The following is a 24,798-nucleotide window of genomic DNA, read 5'->3' as shown; positions in this document are numbered from 1 at the left end:
CGGCCGGGCCGCTGGCGGGACTGGCGGTCATCGACGATTTCATCGGCCCGGCCACGCCGCCGGCGCGCGCGCAAGCCGTCTGGGACCAGTATGCGCGCCACGTCGCAGAGCTGGCCGGGCAGGGCGCCCGGCTGGTGCTGTTGCCGGAAAAGATAGCCGTGCTGGCGCCGGCCCGGGCGGATGCCGTGCGGCAGCGTTTCCAGGCGCTGGCGCGGCACGCGGGCGTGTGGATCATCCTCGGCATCGGCGTGGAAGAGGCGGCCGGGCGGCGCAACCTGGCCTGGCTGTTTGCTCCCGATGGCGCGGCGCCCGTCAGCTACCAGAAGCACCATCTGGCGCCGCCCGAGCGGGACTTTCTCGCTGGCAACGCGTATGCCGTGCAGCCCGTGGCGGGTCTGGCCATGGGCCTGGCCATCTGCAAGGACATGCATTTCGCGCCGCTGGGGCAGGCGTATGGCGCGGCCGGAGCGCGCGCGATGCTGGTGCCGGCCTGGGATTTCCAGCTCGACGACTGGATGGGGGCGCGCATGACCGTCGTGCGCGGCGTGGAAAACGCTTATGCGGTGCTGCGCGCCGCGCGCGAGGGGCGCCTGACGGTCAGCGATGCATATGGACGGGTGCTGGCGGAACAGGCCAGCAGCGCCATGCCGGGCAGCGTCTTGCTGGCGCCGTTGCCGGCCGCGCGGCCTGTGGCGACCTGGGCCGGTTGGCTGGGGCCGCTGTTCGGCTGGCTGTGCGTGGCGCTGGCGGTGCTTTTCCTCGCTATGGGGCACCGCGCCGCCCCCGCTTCCTGACAGAAAATACTTCATTTTGCTGCAATGCGCAAAAACACTGCCGGGGCGCGCATTTTCATATTATCTGCAAAGCAGCCACATAATCGCCAATGGTGATTGCACGGCTGCCGCATATATATAGGCGCAATGCCGAATAAATATTGCACTGCAATAAGTGGTTTTCTCTGGTATTGAGAAAAGCGCGGAACTGGTATTAATTGGTACTTAATTCGGCCACGAAGTCGTACATATCGCCGCGGAAGTAGGAGCGGCAAAATTCCACGGCGCGGCCGTCGCGCAAAAAGCCCAGTCTTTCCACCGATAAACCGGCATCACCTTCCTCCGCTTGCAGCAGGCTGGCCTGCTCGCCCGTCAGCAACAGCGCGCTGAGCCGCTGCAGGGCGCGCACGGGGCGGTTGCCCGCCTGTTCCAGCGCGTCGTACATGGACACGTCGACGGCGTCGAGCGCCGGCAGGCAACTGGCCACGATGGTGGCGTACTCCAGGCACATCGGCACCTCGTCCGCATAGCGGATGCGGTGGAAGCGGTACACGGGCGCGCCCGGCGACAGCCGCAGGCGCAAGGCCTCTTCCGGCGTCACGGTGCCCTCCGCGCGCTTGAGCCAGACGCTGCGCGGCGTGCGTCCGCGCGCCCGCATGTCCTCGGAAAACGAGGTCAGCTTGGCGAAGTTCTTCTCGATGCGCGTATTGATGAAATTGCCCGAGCCGGGGCGGCGCACCAGCAAGCCCTCGTTGACGAGGCCGTCGATGGCCTTGCGCACGGTGATGCGCGAGACGGCCAGGTCGCTGGCCAGCTGGCGCTCGGCCGGCAGGGCTTCGTCGGGACCGAGGATGCGCTTGTCGATCGCTTCGCGCAGCGCGCGCTGCAGTTGCTGGTACAGGGGCAGGCTGCTCGTCTGCCCCAGGCCTTGCATGATGTGAGCCAGGGTGGTCATACGCTGTGGGTCTCCGTTACGGCGCGTTACAGACGCGCTCTGTATCTGTTTTGTGTCGCTGGATAATACCAAAAAAGGCCGTTATAAAACCAATTTCAATTATCAAGCCAGCAATTTATGCCTGGCTACGCTCGTATTTAGCCCGCGCATACGGGCTACAGATTGATTTAGATAAAGTGGTCTGTGTGATTCAAACAACGTTATAAAAAAAAAGTTGCAACTGGTAGTGTTCTGGTATTGGATAGTAGTATATTGGCGTTGAATTGGTTTTGTAAGTGGTTGTGCCGAAGGGTCTGCAGCATGCCGGAGACACTGGGCGGGCTGGAAAGAAGATCTACGTTAAAAATGAAAAGGTTCCATCCTGGAGCCTAAATCAAGGGGGAGTACATGAAACGCAATTTGACACCTGCAGCTGCCGTCGTGAAAACCGGTTCGCGTAGCCGTACGCCGATCGCTGCTGCCGTTGCCGTGATGGTCGCCGGCCTGGCCTTTTCGGCGCAGGCGCAAGAAGCTGCCGCCGACGACGTGGCCACCGTGACGGTGACCGGCGTGCGCGCCTCGCTGGAAAAGTCGCTGAAGCAAAAACGTAATGCGGATTCCGTGGTGGAAGTGGTGACGGCCGAAGATATCGGCAAAATGCCGGACCGTAACGTGGCTGACGCGATCCAGCGCCTGCCAGGTGTGAATACCCAATCGTCGGCCGGCGGCGAAGGCGGCTTCGGCGAAAACGACCGCGTCAGCCTGCGCGGCACCAGCCCCAGCTTGCAGCAAACCCTGTTCAACGGCCACGCCATCAGCACCGGCGACTGGTTCGTGCTGAACCAATTCGGCGGCAACGTGGGCCGCAGCAGCAGTTTTTCCTTGCTGCCATCCGAGCTGGTGAGCTCGGTAGTGGTGAGAAAGAGCGCCACCGCTGATCTGGTGGAAGGCGGCGTGTCCGGTGCGATCGACGTGATCACGCGCCGCCCGCTGGAGTTCAAGAACAAGTTTACGGCCGAAGGCTCGATTCAGGCCAACTACAATGACCTGTCGGAGAAAACCCAGCCCCAATTCTCCGGTATGGTGAACTGGAAAAACGACGACAATACGCTGGGGATCATGGTGCAGGGTTTCTCGCAAAAGTCGGAAGTGCGTCGTGATGGCCAGGAAATCCTCGGTTACACGGCGATTTCTGCCGACAAGGCTGCTGCGCAGGCGCATCCTGATCTGGTGGGCGTACTGGCCCCTACCTTCATCGGCGCGAGTTTCTTCCAGCAAAAGAAAACCCGTGAGGGTGGTGCGTTTGATATCGAGTTTAAGCCGAACAAGGATCTGACGCTGGATTTGAATGGATTCTATTCGCAATTGAAGGCGCCGCATTCGAATACCAACCACCTGGCCGCGCCGAGTGGCTCGATCAATGCGGGGATGGTGCCGACGTCCTACACGGTGCGCAATAATACGCTCGTGGCGGCGAACTTCACGAAGAATGCCGGCGAGGTCGACAATATTTATCGTCCGGACGCAGGCGGTGAAACGTACTATCTGGACTTCAACTTCAAGTACCGCGCCAGCAAGGACCTGACCTTCACCGGCAAGCTGGGCAAGACCCACGGCGTGGGCTACGACCGTGATGATGTGTACTACCAAAACAAGGTCGATGGCGGCATGAACTATGCGCTCAATGGCATGAGTCCGGCTACCGTTTCCTATCCGGGCGGCACGACCACGGCGCCATTGGGCACGGCGTGGATCGGTGGCGGGGAATCGCAGTCGGTCGACAAGGAACTGTATACCCAGATCGATGGCGAATTGCGCCTGTCGAGCGGCATTTGGGATTCCATCAAGTTTGGCGCGCGCTTCACCGACCATAAACGTACCGCCGAGCACCCATTTGAAACGGGTCCTGGCGCGACAGGTCTGGACAGTGCCGGCCCCATCTGGAACGGTACGCTGTATCCGGGTAATTTCGCTTCCAACCTGGGCGGCAATTTGCCTACCAACTATTTCCGCTATGACGGCGATGCCCTGGCAAAATGGGCGGCGATTCCGGGCAACCGCAATCCTGACCGCGTCGCTCGCCACAACTGGCGCGATGAATTCAAGCTGCAGGAAAAAACCCAGGCAGTCTACGGTATGGCCAATCTGACCGGCGATAACTGGAGCGGTAACTTCGGCGTGCGCGCCGTCCATACCAAGCAGTCCACGACGGTGAATGCCAGCGGCGGTCCGATCACAGGTTCCGCATTTGGCGCCTACTCGCAAAACACTTATGATCGCAGCTATAACGACTTCCTGCCTAGCGCCAACATCAAGTTTGATGTCCGCAACGATCTCGTTGTGCGCGCCGCATTGGCCAAGACCATTGCGCGCCCTGACTATAGCGCGTTGGGCGGCGCCGTATCGCTGAATGAGGATTCCCTGAGTGGTACCAAGGGCAACATCAACCTCAATCCTGTGCGTTCGAACAATGCCGAAGTCAGCGCCGAGTGGTATTTCGCGCCAAAATCGGCGGTCTCGGCCGGCATCTTCTACATGGATTTGAATTCGATCGTGGCGCAACGTAACGTCAACGCCACCTATTTCAATACCAAGGTTGGTGCTGACAGGGTGTTCCAGGTGACCGAGTCCTACAACACCAAGGGCAAGAACAAGGGCGTCGAGTTGAGCTATCAGCAACCGGTGTTCGGTGATTTCGGCGTACTGGCCAACTACACCTACGCCGACGGCAAGCTGAACGATGGCAGCGAATTGCTGAACGCGTCGAAAAACACCTATAACCTGACCGCTTTCTACGAAGCACACGGTTTTAGCGCGCGCCTGGCCTACAACTATCGCTCGGCCTACAAGGCCGGCGTGGACCGTGGCGCCAGCCAGCACGTCGACGACAGCAGCACGCTGGCAGGTTCGCTCAACTACAAGATCAACGAGCACTTCACGATCACGTTCGATGCGCTTAACCTGACCAACGAAACCATCAAGATGTACGCCGAAAACAAGGATCAGCCACGCGCGTTCTACAGCAATGGCCGTACCTTCTATCTGGGCCTGCGCGGCAAGCTGTAAGCAAGACGATCCGGCCTGATGCACCCGCGTCAGGCCCGGTCTTCCTCGGTCTTTCAAGGCAAGTTCCTGTTTCAGGGGCTTGCCTTTTTTTTCGGCGCTCCCGCCGGTCTTTGTCCCTTTCTGCTGCACCCCGTCGTTTGCCGTCTGTACTCATCCATAAAACCGTCCCGCCAGCGCGGCGGGCATCCATAACGAGGAGTCTATGAACAGCCGTTTGCATCCCGTATTACACCCCATCGCCGCCGCAGCCGCTTTGTTGTCCATCAATATGGCGGCACAGGCGCAGCAAGCCCAGTCCGCCTCGCCGGCGATGCAGGAAGTGGTCGTTACCGGCATCCGCGCTTCGCTGGAACAGTCGCTGAGCCAGAAGCGCAACAGCGATTCCGTGATCGACGTCGTCAGCGCGGAAGATATCGGCAAGCTGCCTGACAAGAACGTGGCGGACGCCGTGCAGCGCGTGCCGGGCGTCAACATTTCCTCGTCGGCCGGCGGCGAGGGCGGCTTCTCGGAAAATGACCGTGTCAGCATCCGCGGCACCAGCCCCAGCCTGACGCAAACGCTGATCAACGGCCACGCCGTGGGCACGGGCGACTGGTTTGTCACGGACCAGGTGGGCACCGTGGGGCGCAGCGTCAGCTTCGCCTTGCTGCCGTCGGAAATTGTCAGCCGCGTCACCGTGCAAAAGAGCGCGCAGGCGGACCTGGTGGAAGGCGGCGTGGCCGGTTCCATCAATATCGAGACGCGCAAGCCGCTCAGTTTCAAGCAGCCTTTCACGGCCGAGCTGGCCGTGCAGGCCATCTACGCGGACTTGCCGGGCAAGACGGACCCGCAGATGAATGCCTTGTTCAACTGGAAGAACGAAGCGAAGACCATGGGCGTGCTGTTCCAGGTGTTTTCCGAGAAGCGCCACGAGCGCCGTGACGGGCAGGAATTCTTCGGCTATGGCGCCATCGACGCCGACAGCCCTGCCGCGCAGAAATATCCGGAACTGGCGGGCGTGCTGGCGCCGCTGGGCATCAACTCGGCCCTGTTCGAACAGGTACGCAAGCGCCAGGGCGGCAGCATCGACCTGCAATTCAAGCCCACCGCTGACTTGATGCTGGACGTCAACGGTTTTTATTCAAAACTGGATGCGGCCAATTACAACCGCAGCTTTTATAACCAGCCGGGCGCCAACCTGAATGCCGTCGACAATGACGGCAAGCATGTGGGCGTGATTCCCAGCGCGTTTACCGTCAAGAACAATACCCTGGTGGCGGCCGATTTTCCCGCGTCGCAGTTTCCTGCGGCGAATGCCACTACGCCGTACAACGGCCAGCTGTATCCGGCCCTGGTGGACCAGATCTACCGCCCCGGCTCGAACTCGTCGACCGCGTATGTCGATGTCAACGGCAGCTACCGCGCCAGCGAGCGCCTGCGCATTACGGGCAGCCTCGGCTACACGCGCGGCATCGGCGAAACACCCGTCGACCTCGGCTATGAGGCGGGCTTGACGGGCGTGGGCGTGTCTTACCAGCTGAACGGCCTGTCGCCGGCCAGGCTGAATTTCCCCGGTCTCGACATTTCAAAGTTATCGAATGCGGTAACGGCATCGGCCTGGGGTTCCCACGTGGAAACCCTGGACACGGAAAAATACGGCCAGGCCGATGGTGAGCTGAGCATGGATTACGGCGTGCTGGAATCGCTGAAGTTCGGCGCGCGCTATGCGGAACACCACCGCAATGTGGCGTGGCCGGAAAACCGCAGCTGCGCCGTGTGCGACGGCACCACGAATGCACCCTTGCCGAAGTGGAATGGCGGCACCTATCCCGGCGACTACGGCAAGGGCCTGGGCGGCAATGCGCAGGGACGCTACTGGCAACTCGATCCGGCCGACCTGGTGGCGTGGGCCAACAAATACGACAATACGGGCGGGCCGAACTCGCGCAACTGGCCGGCCGAACTGGACGTGAAGGAAAAGGATAGCGCGGCCTACATCATGGCCAATCTGGCGGGCAACAAGTGGCGCGGCAACGTGGGCGTGCGCCTTGTGCGCACGCAACAGACGACGGTGACGAACGTGCCGGGCGGCGAAAATCCGATCGGCCAGGAAAACGTCTTCGGCACCTATACGCCCACCATCGTCAAGCACAGCTATACGGATGTGCTGCCCAGCGCCAACATCAAGTTTGACCTGAGCAAGGACCTGGTGGCCCGCGCGGCTGTGGCGAAAACCATGGCGCGCGCCGACTACAGCGCGCTGGTGGGCGCCGTCAACCTGAACGACCAGTTGCTGACAGGCACGGGCGGCAATCCGGACTTGAAACCGATACGCTCGACCAACTACGACGCCACGCTGGAATGGTATTTCGCTCCCAAGGCCATGCTGTCCGTGGGGGCCTTCTACATGGACATGAAATCCTACGTGACGTTCGGCACGGCGCCCGTGAGCTATTACAATAATACCTTCAAGAAATTCAACACCTATGTGATCCAGTCGCCGACGAATATCGGCGCCAGCAACAAGGGGGTGGAACTCAGTTACCAGCAGGGCTTGTGGGGCGGTTTCGGCGTGGTGGGCAACTACACCTATACGAATGGCAAGGCCGACGATGGCGCCGCCGTGGTGGGCAGCTCGCGCGGCACGTACAACCTGGAAGGCTATTACGAGGACGAGCGCCTGAGCGCGCGCCTGGCCTATACCTACCGCTCCAGCTTCCTGGCCGGCCTGTTCAGCAGTTCGCCCCAGTACGTGCATGGCGTGGGCAACCTGGCCGCCTCGCTCAACTACAAGATCAACGAGCGCTATTCGCTGACCTTCGACGTGCTGAACCTGAATAATCCCGTGCTCAAGTATTACGGCGCCAACCAGGACCAGCCGACGGCCCTGTATTCGAACGGCCGTCAATTTTACTTTGGCTTGCGCGCCAAACTGTAGTGGATAAGGCCTGACCACACCTGCTGCACGATGGTTTTGTCAGGCATCGTTTTTTTTCAGGCCTTCCGCCACCAGCGGTGGGCCTGCTTTTTTCATCTGGAATTGTTTGACATGACTATTGCTTCTCAACGCTACCTCGCCCTCGACGTCCTGCGCGGCCTGACCGTCGCCCTGATGATCGTCGTCAATACCCCCGGCGACTGGGACGCCGTGTATGCGCCGTTTTTGCATGCCGAATGGCATGGTTTTACTGTGACCGACCTGGTGTTCCCCAGCTTTCTGTTTGTCGTCGGCAATGCCTTGGCCTTTGCGCTGGGGAAATATGAGCACCTGGGGCATGGCGCCGTGCTGGGCAAGCTGTGGCGGCGCAGCGCGCTGATCTTTTTACTGGGCTTTTTGCTGTACTGGTTCCCCTTCTTCAAGATCGACGACGCGGGCCAGTTCGCCTGGTCGCCGCTGTCGCACACGCGCATCCCCGGCGTGCTGCAGCGCATCGCCGTGTGCTACCTGACCGCCGCCCTGATCCTGCATTACTGGAGGACGCGCGGCGCTCTCGTCTTCAGCGCCTGCGCCTTGCTCGGCTACTGGGCCATCCTGGCGACCTGGGGCGACTATACGCTGCATGGCAATGCGCCGGCCAAACTCGATCTGTTCCTGCTGGGCGACAGCCATTTGTACCACGGCGAGGGCCTTGCCTTCGACCCGGAAGGCGTGCTCGGCACCTTGCCGTCCATCGTCAATGTGATTGCCGGCTATCTGGCAGGCAGCTTTGTGCGCCAGGCAGCGCCGGCGCGGCTGCGTTCCGCGCTGTATCAGCTGGTGGTGGCGGGCGTCATCTGCGTGGCCGTGGCCCTGTGCTGGAATGAGGTGTTTCCAATCAACAAGAAGCTGTGGACCAGCTCCTATGTGATGCTGGGCGTCGGCCTGGACTTGCTGCTGCTGGCTACGCTGATGTTCATCATTGACGTGCGTCAAATGACGGGCTGGACCTGCTTCTTTGAAGTCTTCGGCAAGAACACCCTGTTCATCTACCTGGTGTCGGAAGTGCTGGTGATCATCGCGTTTACCGTGCGCATCGGCGGCGGCAACCTGTACCAGTGGCTGTACCGGCAGTGGTTTACGGGCTGGGCGCCGCCCCGCGTGGGCTCGCTGCTGTTCGCCGTCAGCTTCATGCTGCTGTGCTGGCTGATCGCCTACGGCATGGACAAGCGCAAGATCTACATCAAGGTCTAGAACTTTAACTTCAAGCCGTAACGCGTGGCCAGGGCGGTCAACAGCAGCATCAGGGCGGTGACGGCGGCCGCATTCCACAGGCCGGCCGCGCCGCCCGTGGCCAGATACGGCCACCAGAAGCGCGGCAGGTGCAGCACGGCCGCCAGCTGTTCCCACAGGTCGGGCACGATGTAGGCAAACAGGGCGTTGGTGCCGGCCGGTAACAGCACCACGGCCCAGGCGCGCCAGCGCCACACGTCGATGACGACATAAAACACGAGGAACAGGGCCAGGATGAGGGCGCTGCACACGAGTGTGTAGGATTCCGTGGCCGCGATCTTGTTGATGTGGTGATACGGCCGCAGCAGCAGGCCGGCCGCCAGCAGGCCCAGCGCGAACCAGGCCATGAAGCGGATGCGCTGCCCATGGCTGAGGGCGGCGCCGCGCAGGAACAGCCGGCCCGCCACGGTGCCGGCCAGCACATTGGCCGCCGTCGAACCGAGCACTTGCGGCACGTTGACAAACCCCTTGATACCAGCCGGCAAGAAATCCAGGCTGCCGGCCGTGCCGCCCATGTACAGCACGATCAGCAGGGAAAACATGCCCATCAGCGCCGTGCCGCTGCCCCGGCACGCCAGGTAGAGCAGGCTGCACAGCAGATAGGCCCAGCCTATCATGCCGAGGATGCCCCACCATGACGGTTGCAGCCAGGTGCTGGAAAACTCGCTGTTCAATTCCCCGCGAAAAGTTGCCAACAGAAACAGCATCAGCGCGCCGCCCACAGCCAGTTCCCGCTTGCCCGCACCCTGGCGCCACAGCAGCATCATGGCCACATAAAACAGCAGGAAATACGCGGCGCGCGGCAGCAGCGCCGCCTGCGCATCGTAGCGGTAGGCGTTCGCCAGCACCACGCCGGCCAGCATCAGGCTGCCCGAGCGCCACAGCAGGCGTCCCAGCAGGGCGGGCGTGACGCGGCCGCAATGGCGCTGCAAGGCCAGCGGGATGGCCATGCCGACCATGAACAGGAAGCCGGGGAAGACGAGGTCGGGCACGGTGATGCCGTCGGCGCGGGACCCCGCATGTTCGAGCCACCAGGCGATGCCGGGCATGCCGGCCAGGTAGTTGACCCAGATCATGGCGATGATCACGCAGCCGCGGAAGGCGTCCAGGCTGGTCAATCGTTCAGGAGCGGCGGCGGTGGCTGGCGGCATGGCGGGAGGCAAGAAGGTCGAAAAAAAAGCGGCCCCGGCATACACCGGGAACCGCTCTGGCAGGGATGCTTGCTGGCAGGTATTACTTGGCCGCTGCCGCCGGCGCCGCCGCTGCCGTGGCAGGACGGTTCAGCCACAGGATCCAGTAACGGGCCAGGTCGCCCACGCCGTCGCCGCCCTTGACGGTTTCCAGGACCTTGATGGCTTCATCTTTCTTGCCAGCCATGGCGTAGGAATAGCCGAGGCGCAGCTTGGCGTCTTCCGGACGCTTCAGGCCGCCCTTGGCGATGCCTTTCTGGATCAGGTCGATACCTTTGTCGAACTGCTCCATCGTCACGAAGGCGTAGCCGAGGTTGATCAAGCCCGTGCCGTCCTTGCTCTTCATGGCCGACGCTTCGCCGCTGGCGATGTTTTTCACGTCGTCGGCGGCCGCCTTGTTGGCCTGGTCGCGCAGTTTCTTGTGCTTGGCGGCATTCGCGCCCGTGCCCAGCGCGCCCTTGGCAAAGCCGGCGTCCAGCACTTTTTTCGCTTCTGTCGGGAAGGCGTTCTGCAGCGCGATTTCAGCCATGTCGCTGTAGTCCTGTGGCGGCATGGTGTCGACGGCCTTGAATTGCAGGCGCAGCACGTCGAGCGCGAAGCGGTCGGAATAGCCGGCCTTGCTTTGCGTGCGGCCCAGCAGATCGCTCCAGTAGTCATCCGACGGGTAGTAGCGCACGAGGTTTTCCATGGCGACCAGGTAGGTGGCCGGATCCTTGCTCTTCGAGCCCGTATTGGCCAGCAATTGCAGTTCCTCGATGGTCGGCGTCTTGCCCGCCTGCTGCTTGGCCGTCAGGTCGGCCATCAGTTCCTGTTTCGCGCGCGCGAAATCATTGCTGAAGTAATAGGCGCGGATGATGTACGGGCGCATGGTGGTCACGTCGCCTGTTTCCGTTTGGTAACGGGTGAACCACTTGATGGCGTTCGGATAATCCTTGGCGTTGTAGTGGTAGTTGGCCAGTGCCTGGATGAAGTCGCCTTGCGCTTTCTTGTCCAGCTTGCCGGATTCGATGACCGCTTCGAGCGCCGTCATGGCCATGGGCGCATTGTTGGTGGTCGACGCCAGCGCCACGCGCAGGCGGTTCAGCACGAACGTTTCATACGGCGTCAGGGCGGGAATGGTGGCAGCCTGGTCGATGCGGCTTTGCACGTCGGCGTAGTTCTTCGCATCCATCGACGCCTTCACGGCGGTCGGGTCGAGCAGCTTGAACACTTCAGGGCGCACGGAATCGGCCGGAGCGGCGGCAGGCGCGCCGGCGGCAGCGGCCGGCTTGGCATCCTGCGCGTGCGACAGGGCTGGCAGGACATTCAGGCCGATGGCTGCCAGGAGCAGGCTAAGACGGGCAAGGCGGAATTGGGACATGGGTTATCCTTCAATCAATAACAAAAATACACACCGGCAATGGCTGCCGCAGCATCGTGCCGCAGCGTTGCCAGAGGGCAAGGAAGCTCAAAAAAACACACATTCTGCCATTCTGCCTGCATAAGTCAAAGAGAGGCAGCATGGTAAATAGCGGCTATTGTCACATAAACGGCTGGGCTGGTGCGGCAACAGTGCGCGGCAGGGCTTGCCCTGACACATCGAACAGCAGGCAGCGCGGCGGCGGCAGGTGCAGGCGCATGGATTCGCCCGGGTGGCGCAAGCCCCCCTCGGCAGGCAGCTTGACGGCCAGCATCTCGGCCACGCCCGGCAGGCTGGCGTAGACGATGGCCACGTCGCCCAGGTATTCGACGTGGCTCACGGCCGCGTCGACGACGTTGCCGCCCGCATGGTCGCCATCGTGCAGGCCGACATGCTCGGCCCGCACGCCCAGGGTCAGGCGGTCGCCGGGCGCCACGCCCGCACCGTTGGCCTCGACCCCGATCACGGCGCCGCCGGGCAGGCGCACGCTGACTGCGCCGGGCGTGCTGGCGACGGCGACGCAGGCGATGCAGTTCATCTTCGGCGCGCCGAGGAAGCCGGCCACGAACAGGTTGCCGGGATGGTTGTACAGCTCGTGCGGGCTGCCCACCTGTTCGATGCGCCCGCCGTTGAAGACGACGATGCGCTCGCCCAGGGTCATGGCCTCGACCTGGTCGTGCGTGACATAGATCATGGTGGTTTTGAGTTCCTGGTGCAGGCGCGAGATTTCCACGCGCATCTGCACGCGCAGGGAGGCGTCCAGGTTCGACAGCGGCTCGTCGAACAGGAAGACCTGGGGCTTGCGCACGATGGCGCGGCCGATGGCCACGCGCTGGCGCTGGCCGCCCGACAGGTCTTTCGGTTTGCGCTGGAGCAAAGGCGCGATCTGCAGGATGTCGGCGGCGCGCTCGACGGCGGCGCGCACCTCGGCCTTTTTATGTCCGGCCAGGGTCAGGGCGAAGGCCATGTTCTCGAACACCGTCATGTGCGGATACAGGGCGTAGCTCTGGAAGACCATGGCCAGGCCCCGCTCGGCCGGCGCGATATCGTTGGCCAGCTTGCCGCCGATATGCAGCTCGCCGCCCGTGATGTCTTCCAGGCCGGCGATCATGCGCAGCAGGGTTGATTTACCGCAACCTGACGGCCCCACGAAGACGATGAATTCGCCGTCGCGGATGTCGAGGTCGATGCCGTGGATGACAGGATGCCTGTCATCGTACAGCTTGACGATGTTCTTTAAAACGATGTGTGCCATGGAGTGGTTCTATCCTAGCTGGCGCTGGCTGGCGCTTGAGGGGGATCGGCCTTGCTCAGGTCCGGTTTGTCCGCGTCTTCCTTCGGCCCGACGCGCATGAAACGCGACAGTATCAGCACGGGCAAGGCCGATACCAGCACCCACAGGAAGAAATTCTTGTAGCCGAGGGCCATCTGGATATCGCCGCTGACCATCTTGAACAGCACGAAGCCCAGCTGCATCACGCCGGTGGCGAATGCATAGTGGGCCGTCTGGTATTTGCCCACCGAGACGACCTGCATCATGAACAGGATCAGGCCGACGAAGCCGAAGCCGTAGCCGAACATTTCCACGCTGAGCGCGGCCGTGATCAGGGCCAGGTCGCTCGGCATGCTGTGGCTCAGGTAGTAGAACACCAGGTTGGGCAAGTTCATGGCCAGGATCAGGAAGAACATGGCGCGCTTCAGGCCCAGCCAGGAAGTAAAGTAGCCGCCGCCTATGCTGCCCAGCAAAAAGGCCACGGTGCCGGCCGTGCCGTACACGGCGCCCACTTCCACCGTCGACAGGCCCAGGCCGCCCAGTTCGCGCGCTTCGCGCAGGAACAGCGGGCCGATGGTCTGCACCTGCGCCTCGCCGGCGCGGAACAGGATGATGAAGGCGATCATGCCCCAGATGCCGGGCTTCTTCAGGAAGTCCACCAGCACTTCCCACAGGGTGCGGCTGATGCCCGCCACGCTCTTGTCCTTGACGGCGCTGTTGCGCACCTGCGGCAGCGACCAGATGTGGTAGGCGGCCAGCGACAGCATGATGGCGCCGATGATCAGGAAGATCACCGACCAGGCCTGCTTCTTGCCGATCTGGTCTTCCAGGTAGCCGGCCAGGATCACCAGGCCGCCCAGCGAGATGAACTTGCCCGCGTTGAAGAAGGCGCCCTGCCAGCCCGCATAGGCGGCCTGCTGCTTGTTCGACAGGCTGGCGATATACAGGCCGTCGCAGACGATGTCGTGCGTCGACGAGGCCAGCGCGGCGACGGCCAGCACGGCCACGCAGGCGGCGAACCACAGCGGCGTCTGCAGGGCCAGCGCGATCAGGCCCAGACTCAGGCCGCCGAGGAACTGGAACAGCACCACCATGGTCTTTTTGCTGGGCGCCAGTTCCAGGAAGGGGCTCCACAGGGGCTTGAAGACCCAGGCAAAGCCGATCAGCCCTGTCCAGCGCGCGATCTGGTCGTTCGGCACGCCCAGGCTCTTGAACATCAGGCCGGCGACCAGGGCCACGGCGTAGAACGGCAAGCCCTGGGCGAAGTACAAGGTGGGCACCCACGAAATCGGGCTGCGTGTGCTGCTGCTGATGCGCTGGTCGTGCATGGAGGCTTCCTTATCGAGAGACGTTTTCATTTGACTGCGCCGTCCATGCCGCGCATGAAGAAGCGTTGGGTAAACAGAAAGGCGAGCAGGGTCGGCACGATGGTGATCAAGGTGCCGGCGGCGATCACGCGCGTGCTGCTGCCGAAGGTGCCGCGCAGATACAGCACGCCCACCGACAGCGGGAATTCATCGGGCTTGCTCATGACGATGGAGGGCCAGATGTATTCATTCCACGATTCGACGGCCGTCAGGATGCCGACCGTGGCCAGCCACGGCGTGATCAGGGGCAGCATGATGCGGCTGAAGATGACCCATTCGGACGCGCCATCGACCCTGGCCGCGTCGATCAGGTCTTGCGGCACTTCCTCGAACGCCTGCTTGAGCAGCAGGATGGCCACGGCCGTCACCACGTTGGGCAGGATCACGCCCGTGTAGGTGTCGACCAGGCTCATTTGCGTGATGGTGATGAAGTTGACGAGGAAATTGACTTCCGACGGCAGCACCAGGGTGGCCAGGATCAGGCCGAACACGAGCTTGCGGCCGCGGAATTTCAGGCGCGCCAGCGGATACGCGGCCAGTGAGCACAGCAGCAGCTTCCAGAACACGGTAAACACGGCGATCAGCACGGAGTTCTTGAAGAACGACCAGATGGGAATCGCATTGAACACTTCGATGAAGTTCTCGAAGGACGGCGCCTTCGGCCAGAAGGTGGGCGGGAAGGCGAAGATATTGCCTTCCGTGGAGACGGCCGTCACCAGCGTCCACCAGAACGGAAACACGCAGACGACGGCGATGGCGCACAGCACGGCGTAGTGGCCCAGCATGTGCAGGCGGGTTTTCAGGGGGCGGGAACGGATTTTCATGGTCATCCCCCGGTCAGCGGTGCTTGGGTTTGAGGTAGCGCAGGCACAGCAGGGCGATGCCGATGCAAAATAGGGACACGACGAAGCTGGCGGCCAGCGCGCGCGGCAGTTTCAAATGCTTCAAGCCCTGGTCGTAGGCGTAGTACAGCGCCGTGAAGGTGGAGTTCATGGGGCCGCCCTGCGTCAGCACGTCGACCTCCTGGTAAGCCTTCAGAGCCGCCAGCACGGACAGGATGGAGCACAGCATGATGGTCGGGCGCAGCATGGGCACGGTGATCTTCCAGAAGCGCTGCCAGCGGCTGGCGCCGTCGAGCATGGCCGCTTCCTGCATGTCCGACGGAATCGATTGCAGCGCCGCCAGGTACATCACCATGTACCAGCCCAGGCCGCGCCACAGGGTGACGAACATGACGGCGAACAGGGCCAGGCTGTCGTTCGACAGCCAGCCCACGGGCGCGTTCACGAGTTTTAACGTCATCATCACGTAGTTCAAGGCGCCCTGTTCGTGGAACATGAAGCCCCACATGATGCCGACGACGGACACGGTGGTCACCACGGGCACGTAGAAGGCCGCGCGGAACAGGCGGATGCCGGGCAGGCGGTTGTTCACCAGCACGGCCAGGGTGATGGCGCCCACCTGCACGAAGGGCACCATCAGCAGGAACAGCAGCGAGTTTTTCAGGCCCGAGACGAACATCTCGTTGTTGAAGATGTAGCGGAAGTTGTCGAGGCCGACGAAGCGCGTCTCGCGTATCAGGCTGTAGTCGGTGAAGGCCAGCACCGAGCCGTAGCCGACGGGCCAGAAGGAAAAGGCGGCCAGCAGCAGCAGGGCGGGGGCGAGGAACAGCCAGGCTTGCACGGTGTGGCGGTGGGCGAGTTTCATGGTGTCCTTAGTGGCGCGGCAGGCTGGCCAGCTTGCGGTTCCAGATGGCGACGGCCTGGTCCAGCGCCTGCTTGACGTCCTGCTTGCCCGTCACGCCCGCCTCGACGGCCTTCACCAGCGAGCGGCGCAGCTCGTCGTAGTCGTCGATGCCGGCCACGTACAGCGTGCGCGAGTGGTTCATCGACATGGCGCCGGCGGCCACCGCCTTTTCAGCCGCGCCCGCGTTCTTCGGCGTGGACAGAAAAAACGGGTCGGCCGCCGCCTTGACGGTGGTGGGGAAGACGCTGGCCTGGCGCGCGAAGGCCAGCTGGTTGGCGTCGTTCGTCAGGTAGCGCGCGAACTTGCCGACCGATGGCAGCAGCTGCGCCGGCACGCCTTTCGGAATGGCGAAGTGCACCAGCCAGCCGCCGTCGGCGATGCCGGTCGGGCCCAGCGGCGCCGGCGCCACGTCCGTGATGGCGTAGATGTCCTGGGCGTCGCTGCGGATGCGCTGCATGGCCGTGGGGGGCGCCAGCAGCATGCCCAGGCGGCCGCCCTTGTAGGCGTCGATGACGGCCGGGAAATTATCTTCGGCGAACAGGCTTTCCTTCAGCAGGCCGCCCGCCCTGTAGGTATCGGCCAGCTTCTGCACCAGCGCCACGTGCCGCGGCGAATTGAAGACGGCGCGGTTGTCGGCGATGACGGCCAGGCCCTGCTGCATGAACAGGCCGTCGATTTTGGAAAGGGCCGGGGCGATGCCGGCCTTGCCCGTGCGTTGCGCGATCTGCCGCGCGAACGCCAGCTGCTCATCGAGACTGGCGGGGCCGCGCGTGAGGCCCGCCTGTTTGAAAATGGCGGTATTGAAGGCGATCACCGCGACGTTGCTGTACATGGGAAAACCGTAGGTGCGGCCCTTGAAGCGCAGGTCGTCCAGGGCGCTGGGAATGTAGCTGGCGCGCGCTTCCCTGATCAGCGCGTCGACGGGCATGAGCAAGCCGTCGCGCGCATATTCATCGGCCCAGGGCACGTTCAGGCTGACCAGGGCGGGCGGCGTGCCGGCCACGATGCGCGTGACCAGCTTGGTCTGGATGACGTCCCACGGGAAGTCGATCCATTCGATCCTGACGTCGGGATTCTGCGCCTCGTAGTGCGCCACCACCGCATTGAAATACGGCGTGAACTTGGGCTTCATGCTGAAGGTCCAGAATTCGATTTTCTCGACAGCCCATGCCTGTGGCGCGAGCAGGCCCGCGCAGGCAAACACCGCCAACAGTCTCTTGATCGTCATTTTTATCCTGGAGCGCAAGGCTCCAATGTCCATGAGTCCGCGGCGCGGGTACATGCCCTTGCCGTCGCTTATATTCGGGTATGGCTGGCGGCAGCCGCGCCCCGTGCCGGGGGCGCAGCTGCCGGTACTGCTTAGTTGGTCTTCGTGACCTTGCTCAGGTGACGCGGCGCATCCGGGTCCATGCCGCGCGCGGCCGACAGTTTTGCCGCCATCACGTAGAAGGACTGGATGGCAACGATCGGGTCGAGGTCCGGCGTGGCCGCCACGGGCAGGGTCAGGTCGCGCTCGGCCACGTCGGCGGGCGCCGCCAGCAGGACCTTGGCGCCGCGGCCGCGCATTTCCGTGGCCAGCTGCAGCAGGCCGGCCTGGGTCGGGCCGCGCGTGGCGAAAATCAGCAGCGGGTAGCCGTCTTCGATCAGGGCCATGGGGCCGTGCTTGATTTCGGCGCCGCTGAACGCTTCCGCCTGCAAAGCCGAGGTTTCCTTGAATTTCAGGGCCGATTCCAGCGCCACGGGGAAGCTGATGCCGCGGCCCACGACCATGATGTTGCGCGCCGGCGCCAGCACGTCGATGGCGGGCGACCAGTCGACGCGGGTCGCTTCGAGCAGCGCTTCGGGCAGCGCTTCCAGGCCTGCCTGCAGCTCGGGGTCGTTCTGCCACTGGGCCACCATGCGCGCGCCGGCGACCAGGCTGGTAATGAAGCTTTTCGTCGCGGCGACGCTTTGTTCCTTGCCGGCGCGCAGGGGCATGGCCCATTCGGCGGCGTGCGCCAGCGGCGATTCGATGTCGTTGACGAGGGCCACGGTGGTGGCGCCGCCGTCGCGGAAGTAGCGGATCGGCTCGACCACGTCCGGGCTCTGGCCCGATTGCGAAATCGAGATGGCCAGGGTGTCGCGCGTCACCAGCGGCGACTTGTTCAGGGTCACGAGCGACATCGGCAGCGAGGCGACGACGCGGCCCAGGCGCGCCATGATCAGGTAGGCGACGTAGTTGCAGGCGTGGTCGGAGCTGCCGCGCGCGATGGTCAGCGCGGTGGAGAACGAGGTGCTCCTCAATTTGCGGCCCAGTTCCGCGTAGCGTTCCGTGTCGCTGGCCAGTTGCAGGGCGACGCATTCGGCGGCGGAAACGGCTTCTTTAAGCATCATTGAGGTCACAGATTTCTCCTTCTATATAGACAGCTTTGAGTTTGAGATCGCGATCGAGTACCACCAGATCGGCGTAAGTGCCGGGGGCCAGCCGGCCGCGTTCTTCCAGGCCCAGGTAATCGGCGGCGTTGGTCGACACGCGCTTGGACGCGTCGGCCAGGTCCAGTCCCAGTCCCACCAGGTTGCGCAGCGCCTGGTCCAGGGTCAGGGTGCTGCCCGCCAGCGTGCCGTCGGGCAGGCGCACGCCGCCCATGCATTTCTGCACGGCGTGGCGGCCCAGCATGTATTCGCCGTCCGGCATGCCGGTGGCGGCGGTCGAATCGGTGACGCAGTACAGGCGCGGGATGGCGCGCAGGGCCACCTTGATGGCGCCCGGATGCACATGCAGCAGGTCGGGGATCAGTTCGGCGTATTCGGCGTGCGCCAGGGCGGCGCCGACCATGCCCGGCTCGCGGTGATGCAGGCCGCTCATGGCGTTGAACAGGTGCGTGAAGCCCACCGCGCCGTGTTCCAGCGCGGCCACGCCGTCTTCATAGGAGCCCAGCGTGTGGCCGATCTGCACGCGCACGCCGGCGTCGGCCAGCGAGCGCACCAGTTCCAGGTGCCCGGCGATTTCCGGCGCCACGGTGATGACGCGCAGCCTGGCCAGCGTTTGCAGGCGCTCGATTTCGGCCAGCGTGGCGGCGCGCGCGTAGTTCGGCTGCGCCCCGAGCTTGCCGGAATTGATGTACGGGCCTTCCAGGTGGGCGCCCAGCACGCGCGCCGTGTTCGGGCGGCGGTTGTTGGCGGCGATGCCGATGGCCGCCAATGCCACGTCGATGTCTTCCGGCGGCGCCGTCATGGTGGTGGCCAAGAGGCTGGTGGTGCCGTGGCGCGCATGGATGGCCGCGATGGCGTACACGGCTTCGCCGCCTTCCATGATGTCCTTGCCGGCGCCGCCGTGCACGTGCAGGTCGATGAAGCCGGGCAGGATGTAGTCGTCGCTGTTGCTTGAGGGATGGATGGAATTGCCCGCGATGCTGTCGACGCGCTCGCCGAAGGCGATGGCGCCGTGGATCCAGCCGCCGGGGGTAAGGATATTGCCTTTGATAGTGCTGCTCATCTGCGCGACTCCGCTACGAATTCATAATAATCACTGCGGCAATACGAGTGGGTCAGTTCCACCGCTGCGCCGTTGTCGAGATAACTGACACGGGTGATGTGCAGCATGGCTTCACCCGTCTTGATATTGGCCAGCTTGGCCTGTTCCGCCGTGGCGTTGACGGCGCGGATATGCTGCAGCGCGCGCATCGGGATGGTGCCGCGCGACTCCAGGTAGCCGTACAGCGAATCGGTCACCTGCTGCGGGTCCGGCATGTACAGCGCGGGGATGGTGGTCGTCTCGATCGCCATCACCACTTCGTCGGCCGTGCGCAGGCGCCGCAGGCGCGCCACCGGCATGTGCGGCGACAGGCCCAGCGACAGCAGTTCCAGCGGCGCGGCCGCGCCGATGTCGCGCTGCAGCCAGCGCGAGCCGGCCGTGAAGCCCCGCTGGCGCAGTTCCTCCGAAAAGCTCGTCAGGCGCGACAGCGGCTGCTCCAGCTTGGGCGTGATGTAGGTGCCCGAGCCGCGCTTGCGCGTCAGCATGCCCCGGTCGCACAGCATGTCGATGGCCTTGCGCGCCGTCACGCGCGAGATTTCCAGGATTTCCGACAGCACGCGTTCCGAGGGCAAGGCCTGGTTGGCGCGCCAGTCGCCGCTGGCGATGCCGTCCGACAGCATGTTCGCCAGCTGCATGTAGAGCGGCGTGTCGCTGGCGGGATTCGGTTTGAAGGCGGACAGTTTGGCCAGCATGGTCATTGCTCCTGCAAGTGCTTGCTGATCAGGCGCAGGCCGCCTGCCGCCGAGTCGCCCTGTGCCGGCACGACCAGTTGTAACAGCTGCGCCGGCAGGTAGGCCGACAAGGGCGCCGCCAGGCCGCCGCACAGGGCCACGGGCAGGGTGCCGGCCGGGTCCAGGGCCCTGGCGATGAGGGCGATCTGCTGGCCCGCGTCGGTCAGGATGGTGCGCGCCACCGCGTTGGTGGCCGCGTGTTCGAGCACCAGCCGTGCCAGCTGCGCGAACGTGGTCTGGCTGGCGGCGGCCAGCCACACCTGCATGGCGTCGCGCTGGCCGCCGCAGGCGTCGATGACGGCCGTGGCGAAGGCGCTGCCGGGCACGCGCCCGTCGACCACCTGCTGCACGTGGTTGACGGCGCGCATGCCGATCCAGGCGCCGCCCGCTTCGTCGCCGGAGGGAAAGCCCCAGCCGCCCACTTCATGGCGGCTGCCGTCCGCGTGCAGCACTTCGCCCACGCTGCCCGTGCCGATGGCAACGATGGCGCCCGGCTGGCCGGCATGCGCGCCCAGCAGGGTGGTCAGGGCGTCCGATTCGAGCGCGACGGCAGCATAGCCGGGATTGTGTTCGGTGAAGCTGGCGGCCCACTGCTTGTTGTGCACGCCTGCCAGGCCCAGGCCGATGGCCATGCGCTGCAGGGGCGGCTGTTCCAGGCCGGCGGCGCGGAAGGCCAGGGTGACGGCATGGCCCACGGAAGTCCAGGCCCGTTCGATGCCCAGTCCCAGGCCGGAAGGGCCGCTTTGTCCCTGCGCCAGTTCCTGGCCGTCGCGGCGCGCCAGGCGTACGCGGGTGCCGCTGCCCCCGCCGTCGACGCCGATTATGTATTCGATCATGTGTGTGCAGTCCCGCTTATGGTTGGATGCGCCTGTCTCGGTTTTTTATTTGTCGGGCGGCGAAAAAGCTGAAGGCACTATATTGTCGCCTCGATGGCTTGTCAACAGGTATTTAAGTGGTATTAACAAATGCATTGCGCGGAGTCGCGCCATGCCCGAGCGTATGATTGCAAGTCTTTGTTAATAAAGGGATTTTTGTGTGCCGTGAATGGTATTGAAATTGGCCTTGTTTAATGCCAATTTTTCCCCACTGGTCTGTTGTTGGCCGTGCGGTATTGCTTTTGTGCATGCTTGGCAAGGGACGCCATGAAGAGTAGAGTCCGCCTTTTACACCTGAGTTGGAAGAGCATGATGAACGACAAGGCAGCAAAGAGCGCGTATTGGGATGACTGGCAGCAAGAGGCGCTGGCCGCCGGCGTGTCGGCGCCGCTGGCCGCGCTGGGCATGGAAATGATGCGCACGCACCGCAAGAACCGCTGGCCGAAGGATTTCCTGGGCCGCGAAAGCGATGGTCCGGTCATGATCGAGATGTGCCTGGAGGACGAGGCGGAAACGGAATTGTTCTTTATCGAAAACCTGTATCCCTACGATGCGGCACTGATCGAGAAGACGCGCCGCCGCCTGTGCCTGCACTGACCGGGCGCTGACGCCGGAGTGGAACGGCCGCCTTGCGCGGCCGTTGTAACGTCAGGTGCTGAACTTTTCGCTGCTGGCGCGCACGCGCATGCGCAGGCTCAGCAGCACGACGGCGACCAGCAGCAGCGACTGCGTGCTCGGTTCGTATGGCCCGCGCTGGCTGGCGTCGGGCGACTGGAAACTGGCCAGGCGCATCGGCAGCGTGGCGGGCGCCGCCTGGTAGGCGGCCAGCTGCATCGGCGGCCGCGTCTCTGCCGCATGCGTATTGCCGGCGGCCCATAGCGACAGGGCCGCGCCCAGCAAGATCATCGTTCTCATCATGTTCTGTATTTCTGCCGAGGGCTGTGCGTTGATACCCACGGGCGCGACGCATGCCGGCCCGTGTCCTGTCCCCAGTGTGTATGCTTGCCTCCGGTGCTGGTCATGCCGCACCGAAATGATATCTTTTTATAAATTGCGTGTATTAAAACATAATGAAGTGAAAATGCAAACGTCTTTTTGCAAATAAGCGCATGCGCTGGCTGTGCTTGCCGGCCGCGGTCTATTGCATGGGGGAAAGGACGTGGCATTTTCATGGGGGAGTGTCATAATGGCCCAGGCATTTCCGCCCAGGCATGGAGTAGATGATGAGCAAGGCACAGGACAGCAAGAAAGAAGCCAAGAAAGAACCGGCCAAGACCATGAAGGAAAAGAAGGAAGCCAAGAAGGTCAAGAAAGAAGAGCGCAAGCGTTAGGCATGCGCGCGCGCCTTTCCTTGTCGCATCCGTGGCGCTGGCCGGCCCTGCTGGCGGCATGCGCCGTGCTGGCCGCGGGCGCGCCCGTGTCCGGCGTGCTGGCGCAGGCCAGGCCGGCGCCGTCGACGTTCGGGCAAGTGGTGGGCAATGCCGTGCTGTGCGTCGACCATATCGACAACAAGGCCTTCTATGCCTATCTGCTGACGGCTTTCGGTCCGGCCTACAAGCATGAAGGGGGCGCCTACTGGTTCCGCACGGAAGCGACCCTGTGGGGCGCGCCGATTACCGACGTCATCGTCAGCGACGACACCAGTGCCCTCGTCTTCATGGGCGTGGTGGCGGACTCGACGCCGGAAAAGCTGGAGCCGGCCATTCGCAGCGCCTCGGGCTTGCGTTTCAACAAACTCGACAATTCCGCATTTCCCGTCCGCGGTTCCGTGCCTGGCAGTAAAATCGTGTACTTCCGTAGCAAGGCAAAAGTCTATTGCGCCAAATACAAGCCGTTGCCGCCCGCCCGCACCCGCTGAGGGCAGCGGCTTGCCGCCGCGCATTTTGATCGCTTCATCCGCAGGGTTTCCATGTACACGCATTATTTCCAGCTCAAGCAATCACCGTTTTCGATCGCCCCCGATCCCCGCTACCTGTTCATGAGCGAGCGCCACCGCGAGGCGCTCGCGCACTTGCTGTACGGCGTGGGCAGCGGCGGCGGCTTCGTGCTGCTGACGGGCGAAATCGGCGCCGGCAAGACCACCGTGTGCCGCTGCTTCATGGAGCAGATCCCGGACAATTGCCAGCTTGCCTACATCTTCAATCCGAAACTGTCCGTCGAGGAATTGCTGCTGTCGATCTGCGAGGAATTCCGCATCGCCGTGGCGCCAGATGTTGCCAGCGTGAAAGGCTATGTGGACGCCATCAATGCGCACCTGCTGGCCAGCCATGCGCAGGGCAAGAACAATGTGCTGATCATTGATGAAGCGCAAAACCTGTCCGCCGCCGTGCTGGAACAGCTGCGCCTGCTGACGAACCTGGAAACGAGCGAGCGCAAGCTGCTGCAGATCATCCTCATCGGCCAGCCGGAATTGCGCGCCATGCTGGCCCGTCCCGAACTGGAGCAGCTGGCGCAGCGCGTGATCGCGCGCTATCACCTGGGATCGCTGACGGCCGATGAAACGGCCAGCTATATCCACCACCGCCTGGCCGTGGCCGGCGGCACGGCGCAGACGCCGTTCGCGCCGCGCCTGATGGCGCAGATCCATGCCTTGAGTAAAGGTGTGCCGCGCCGCATCAACCTGCTGTGCGACCGCGCGCTGCTGGGCGCCTACGTGGAAAACCGGCCGCAGGTGACGCGCCAGATCCTGCGCCGCGCCGCCGAGGAAGTGTTTGCGGAAGAGGGCAAGCCGGCTGCCGGACGGGGCTTGCGCTGGCCGCAGGTGGCCGGTGGCGTGCTGGCCGGCACGCTGGTGACGGCCGCGCTGGCCTGGCATTTCATGCCGCGCGCTGGCGTGCCCGCCCCAGCGGCCGTCGCCCCGGCCTTGGCCGCATCCGTGCCGGCCGCGTCCGCAGCGGCGGCCGCGCCTGTGCCTGCCGGCGTGCCGGACCGCAACGCCGTGCTGCGCCAGCTGGCCGCCCTGTGGGGCGAACAGTTGCCGGCCGGCGACGCTTGCCAGGCGGGCGCCCGTGCCGGCCTGCGCTGCCTGCACAGCAGGGGCGGCATCGCCGAGCTGCGCGTGCTGGATACTCCCGCCATGCTGGCCTTGCGCGACGGGCAAGGAGTGGAGCAGCTGGTGCTGCTGACGCGTTTGCAGGGCGAGACGGCCACCTTGATGCTCGATGGCAAACAACACAGCCTGCCCCTGGCCCAGCTGGCACAGCGCGGCGATGGCAGTTTTACGACCTTCTGGCGCGCGCCGCGCGGCTGGCGCGACGAAGTGCCGCTGGGCGCGCGTGGCGCCGACGTGGACTGGCTGGCGCAGCGCCTGGCGCAGCAGCGTGGCTTGCCGGCGCCGGCCGCCAACCTGCCGCTCGATGCCGAGATGCAAGGCCAGCTGCGTGCTTTCCAGCAGAGCCAGAACTTGCGGGCCGATGGCCTGGCGGGTCCGAAAACGTATATACGCCTGAGGCAACTGGGTGACAACGCGGAGCCGCGCCTGAGTAGCGCAGCTCCTGCCGTGGCAGCACCCGCTGCGACGGCGATGGTGGCGGGGAAATAAGATGTCCTACATACTGGAAGCACTGAAAAAATCGCAGGCCGAGCGCCAGCTGGGTGAATTGCCCTCGATCCACGCGCCGCAGGTACAGCTGCAGGCTGGCGCGGCGGCCCATGGCGCGCGGCGCGCACCCGTCTGGCTGGCGCTGGGCGGCGCGGTCGCCGCCGTGGCCGCCGCGCTGCTGCTGTGGCAGCCGTGGCAGG

20 protein-coding genes and 1 pseudogene are annotated in these 24,798 nt (G+C 63.8%); 8 read left to right on the top strand and 13 right to left on the bottom strand.

From position 1 onward, the window contains the following. Nucleotides 1-794: carbon-nitrogen hydrolase family protein (locus AC07VI_RS28830; protein ID WP_494808838.1), on the top strand; the 794-nt coding region annotated here is incomplete at its 5' end. A 193-nt stretch (nt 795-987) separates the two neighbouring features. Here the strand turns inward: AC07VI_RS28830 and AC07VI_RS28825 are convergent. Next, the gene (locus tag AC07VI_RS28825) at nt 988-1,728 is read right to left on the bottom strand and encodes a GntR family transcriptional regulator (RefSeq protein WP_034759852.1); all 741 of its coding nucleotides are present in this window, start codon (nt 1,726-1,728) and stop codon (nt 988-990) included. 387 nt (nt 1,729-2,115) lie between these two features. Here AC07VI_RS28825 and AC07VI_RS28820 point away from each other — a divergent pair, with 387 nt between their 5' ends. The 3 genes from AC07VI_RS28820 (at nt 2,116) to AC07VI_RS28810 (ending at nt 8,923) form a co-directional block, all read left to right on the top strand. Continuing rightward, nucleotides 2,116-4,773, top strand: a complete 2,658-nt coding sequence (locus tag AC07VI_RS28820) for a TonB-dependent receptor (protein WP_086148117.1) — start codon at nt 2,116-2,118, stop codon at nt 4,771-4,773. Between the two features lie 202 nt (nt 4,774-4,975). Then, nucleotides 4,976-7,690, top strand: a complete 2,715-nt coding sequence (locus tag AC07VI_RS28815; RefSeq protein WP_172404885.1) for a TonB-dependent receptor — start codon at nt 4,976-4,978, stop codon at nt 7,688-7,690. Nucleotides 7,691-7,801: 111 nt separating this feature from the next. Continuing rightward, nucleotides 7,802-8,923 carry an acyltransferase family protein gene (locus AC07VI_RS28810; RefSeq protein ID WP_099374672.1) on the top strand — a complete coding sequence of 374 codons (1,122 nt, stop codon included), beginning with the start codon at nt 7,802-7,804 and terminating at the stop codon, nt 8,921-8,923. On the opposite strand, the gene AC07VI_RS28805 is transcribed toward AC07VI_RS28810, so the two are convergent. From AC07VI_RS28805 to AC07VI_RS28755, 11 genes are all read right to left on the bottom strand, one after another. After that, the gene (locus tag AC07VI_RS28805) at nt 8,920-10,113 is read right to left on the bottom strand and encodes a DUF5009 domain-containing protein (protein WP_099420652.1); all 1,194 of its coding nucleotides are present in this window, start codon (nt 10,111-10,113) and stop codon (nt 8,920-8,922) included. The genes AC07VI_RS28810 and AC07VI_RS28805 overlap by 4 nt on opposite strands. Nucleotides 10,114-10,195: 82 nt before the next feature. Next, nucleotides 10,196-11,512 (bottom strand): tetratricopeptide repeat protein, encoded by a 1,317-nt coding sequence (locus AC07VI_RS28800; protein ID WP_492992831.1) that lies wholly within the window; start codon nt 11,510-11,512, stop codon nt 10,196-10,198. 160 nt (nt 11,513-11,672) lie between these two features. Next, nucleotides 11,673-12,806, bottom strand: coding sequence for an ABC transporter ATP-binding protein (locus tag AC07VI_RS28795; protein ID WP_099374671.1), 1,134 nt, complete (start codon nt 12,804-12,806; stop codon nt 11,673-11,675). Nucleotides 12,807-12,820: 14 nt separating this feature from the next. Beyond that, nucleotides 12,821-14,152, bottom strand: coding sequence for an MFS transporter (locus AC07VI_RS28790; protein WP_492992833.1), 1,332 nt, complete (start codon nt 14,150-14,152; stop codon nt 12,821-12,823). A gap of 26 nt (nt 14,153-14,178) precedes the next feature. After that, entirely contained in the window at nt 14,179-15,015 is an 837-nt protein-coding gene (locus tag AC07VI_RS28785) for a carbohydrate ABC transporter permease (protein WP_086148132.1), read from the bottom strand. A 13-nt stretch (nt 15,016-15,028) separates the two neighbouring features. Then, nucleotides 15,029-15,898, bottom strand: coding sequence for a carbohydrate ABC transporter permease (locus tag AC07VI_RS28780; protein ID WP_086148122.1), 870 nt, complete (start codon nt 15,896-15,898; stop codon nt 15,029-15,031). 7 nt (nt 15,899-15,905) lie between these two features. Next, nucleotides 15,906-17,165: an ABC transporter substrate-binding protein gene (locus tag AC07VI_RS28775; protein ID WP_492992836.1), complete on the bottom strand. Its 1,260-nt coding sequence runs from the start codon at nt 17,163-17,165 to the stop codon at nt 15,906-15,908. Between the two features lie 131 nt (nt 17,166-17,296). Beyond that, on the bottom strand, nt 17,297-18,310 hold the full coding sequence (locus AC07VI_RS28770; protein WP_086148124.1) for an SIS domain-containing protein: 1,014 nt from the start codon (nt 18,308-18,310) through the stop codon (nt 17,297-17,299). Continuing rightward, entirely contained in the window at nt 18,300-19,412 is a 1,113-nt protein-coding gene (nagA, locus tag AC07VI_RS28765; protein ID WP_492992838.1) for an N-acetylglucosamine-6-phosphate deacetylase, read from the bottom strand. Before nagA ends, AC07VI_RS28770 begins: the two co-directional genes overlap by 11 nt. Then, entirely contained in the window at nt 19,409-20,143 is a 735-nt protein-coding gene (locus AC07VI_RS28760; RefSeq protein WP_099374772.1) for a GntR family transcriptional regulator, read from the bottom strand. Before AC07VI_RS28760 ends, nagA begins: the two co-directional genes overlap by 4 nt. 2 nt (nt 20,144-20,145) lie before the next feature. Continuing rightward, nucleotides 20,146-21,018, bottom strand: coding sequence for a glucosamine kinase nucleotide-binding domain-containing protein (locus AC07VI_RS28755; protein ID WP_099374668.1), 873 nt, complete (start codon nt 21,016-21,018; stop codon nt 20,146-20,148). 348 nt (nt 21,019-21,366) lie between these two features. On the opposite strand from AC07VI_RS28755, the gene AC07VI_RS28750 reads away from it, so the two are divergent. Further along, complete coding sequence (locus AC07VI_RS28750) at nt 21,367-21,654, top strand: hypothetical protein (RefSeq protein ID WP_086148127.1); 288 nt, start codon at nt 21,367-21,369, stop codon at nt 21,652-21,654. Nucleotides 21,655-21,705: 51 nt separating this feature from the next. On the opposite strand, the gene AC07VI_RS28745 is transcribed toward AC07VI_RS28750, so the two are convergent. Then, on the bottom strand, nt 21,706-21,975 hold the full coding sequence (locus AC07VI_RS28745) for a hypothetical protein (RefSeq protein ID WP_139842640.1): 270 nt from the start codon (nt 21,973-21,975) through the stop codon (nt 21,706-21,708). A gap of 415 nt (nt 21,976-22,390) precedes the next feature. Here AC07VI_RS28745 and AC07VI_RS28740 point away from each other — a divergent pair, with 415 nt between their 5' ends. The 3 genes and pseudogenes from AC07VI_RS28740 to AC07VI_RS28730 form a co-directional block, all read left to right on the top strand. Beyond that, nucleotides 22,391-22,915 carry a hypothetical protein gene (locus tag AC07VI_RS28740; protein ID WP_086148129.1) on the top strand — a complete coding sequence of 175 codons (525 nt, stop codon included), beginning with the start codon at nt 22,391-22,393 and terminating at the stop codon, nt 22,913-22,915. Between the two features lie 51 nt (nt 22,916-22,966). Continuing rightward, complete coding sequence (locus AC07VI_RS28735) at nt 22,967-24,598, top strand: ExeA family protein (protein ID WP_492992841.1); 1,632 nt, start codon at nt 22,967-22,969, stop codon at nt 24,596-24,598. A 1-nt stretch (nt 24,599) separates the two neighbouring features. Next, nucleotides 24,600-24,798 (top strand): annotated as a pseudogene (locus AC07VI_RS28730) (general secretion pathway protein GspB); the annotation flags it as partial.

Source organism: Janthinobacterium sp. GW821-FHT03A03 (assembly GCF_059421435.1).
The sequence above is the reverse complement of the archived record's forward strand: the minus strand, read 5'-3'. Positions and strand labels throughout refer to the sequence as shown.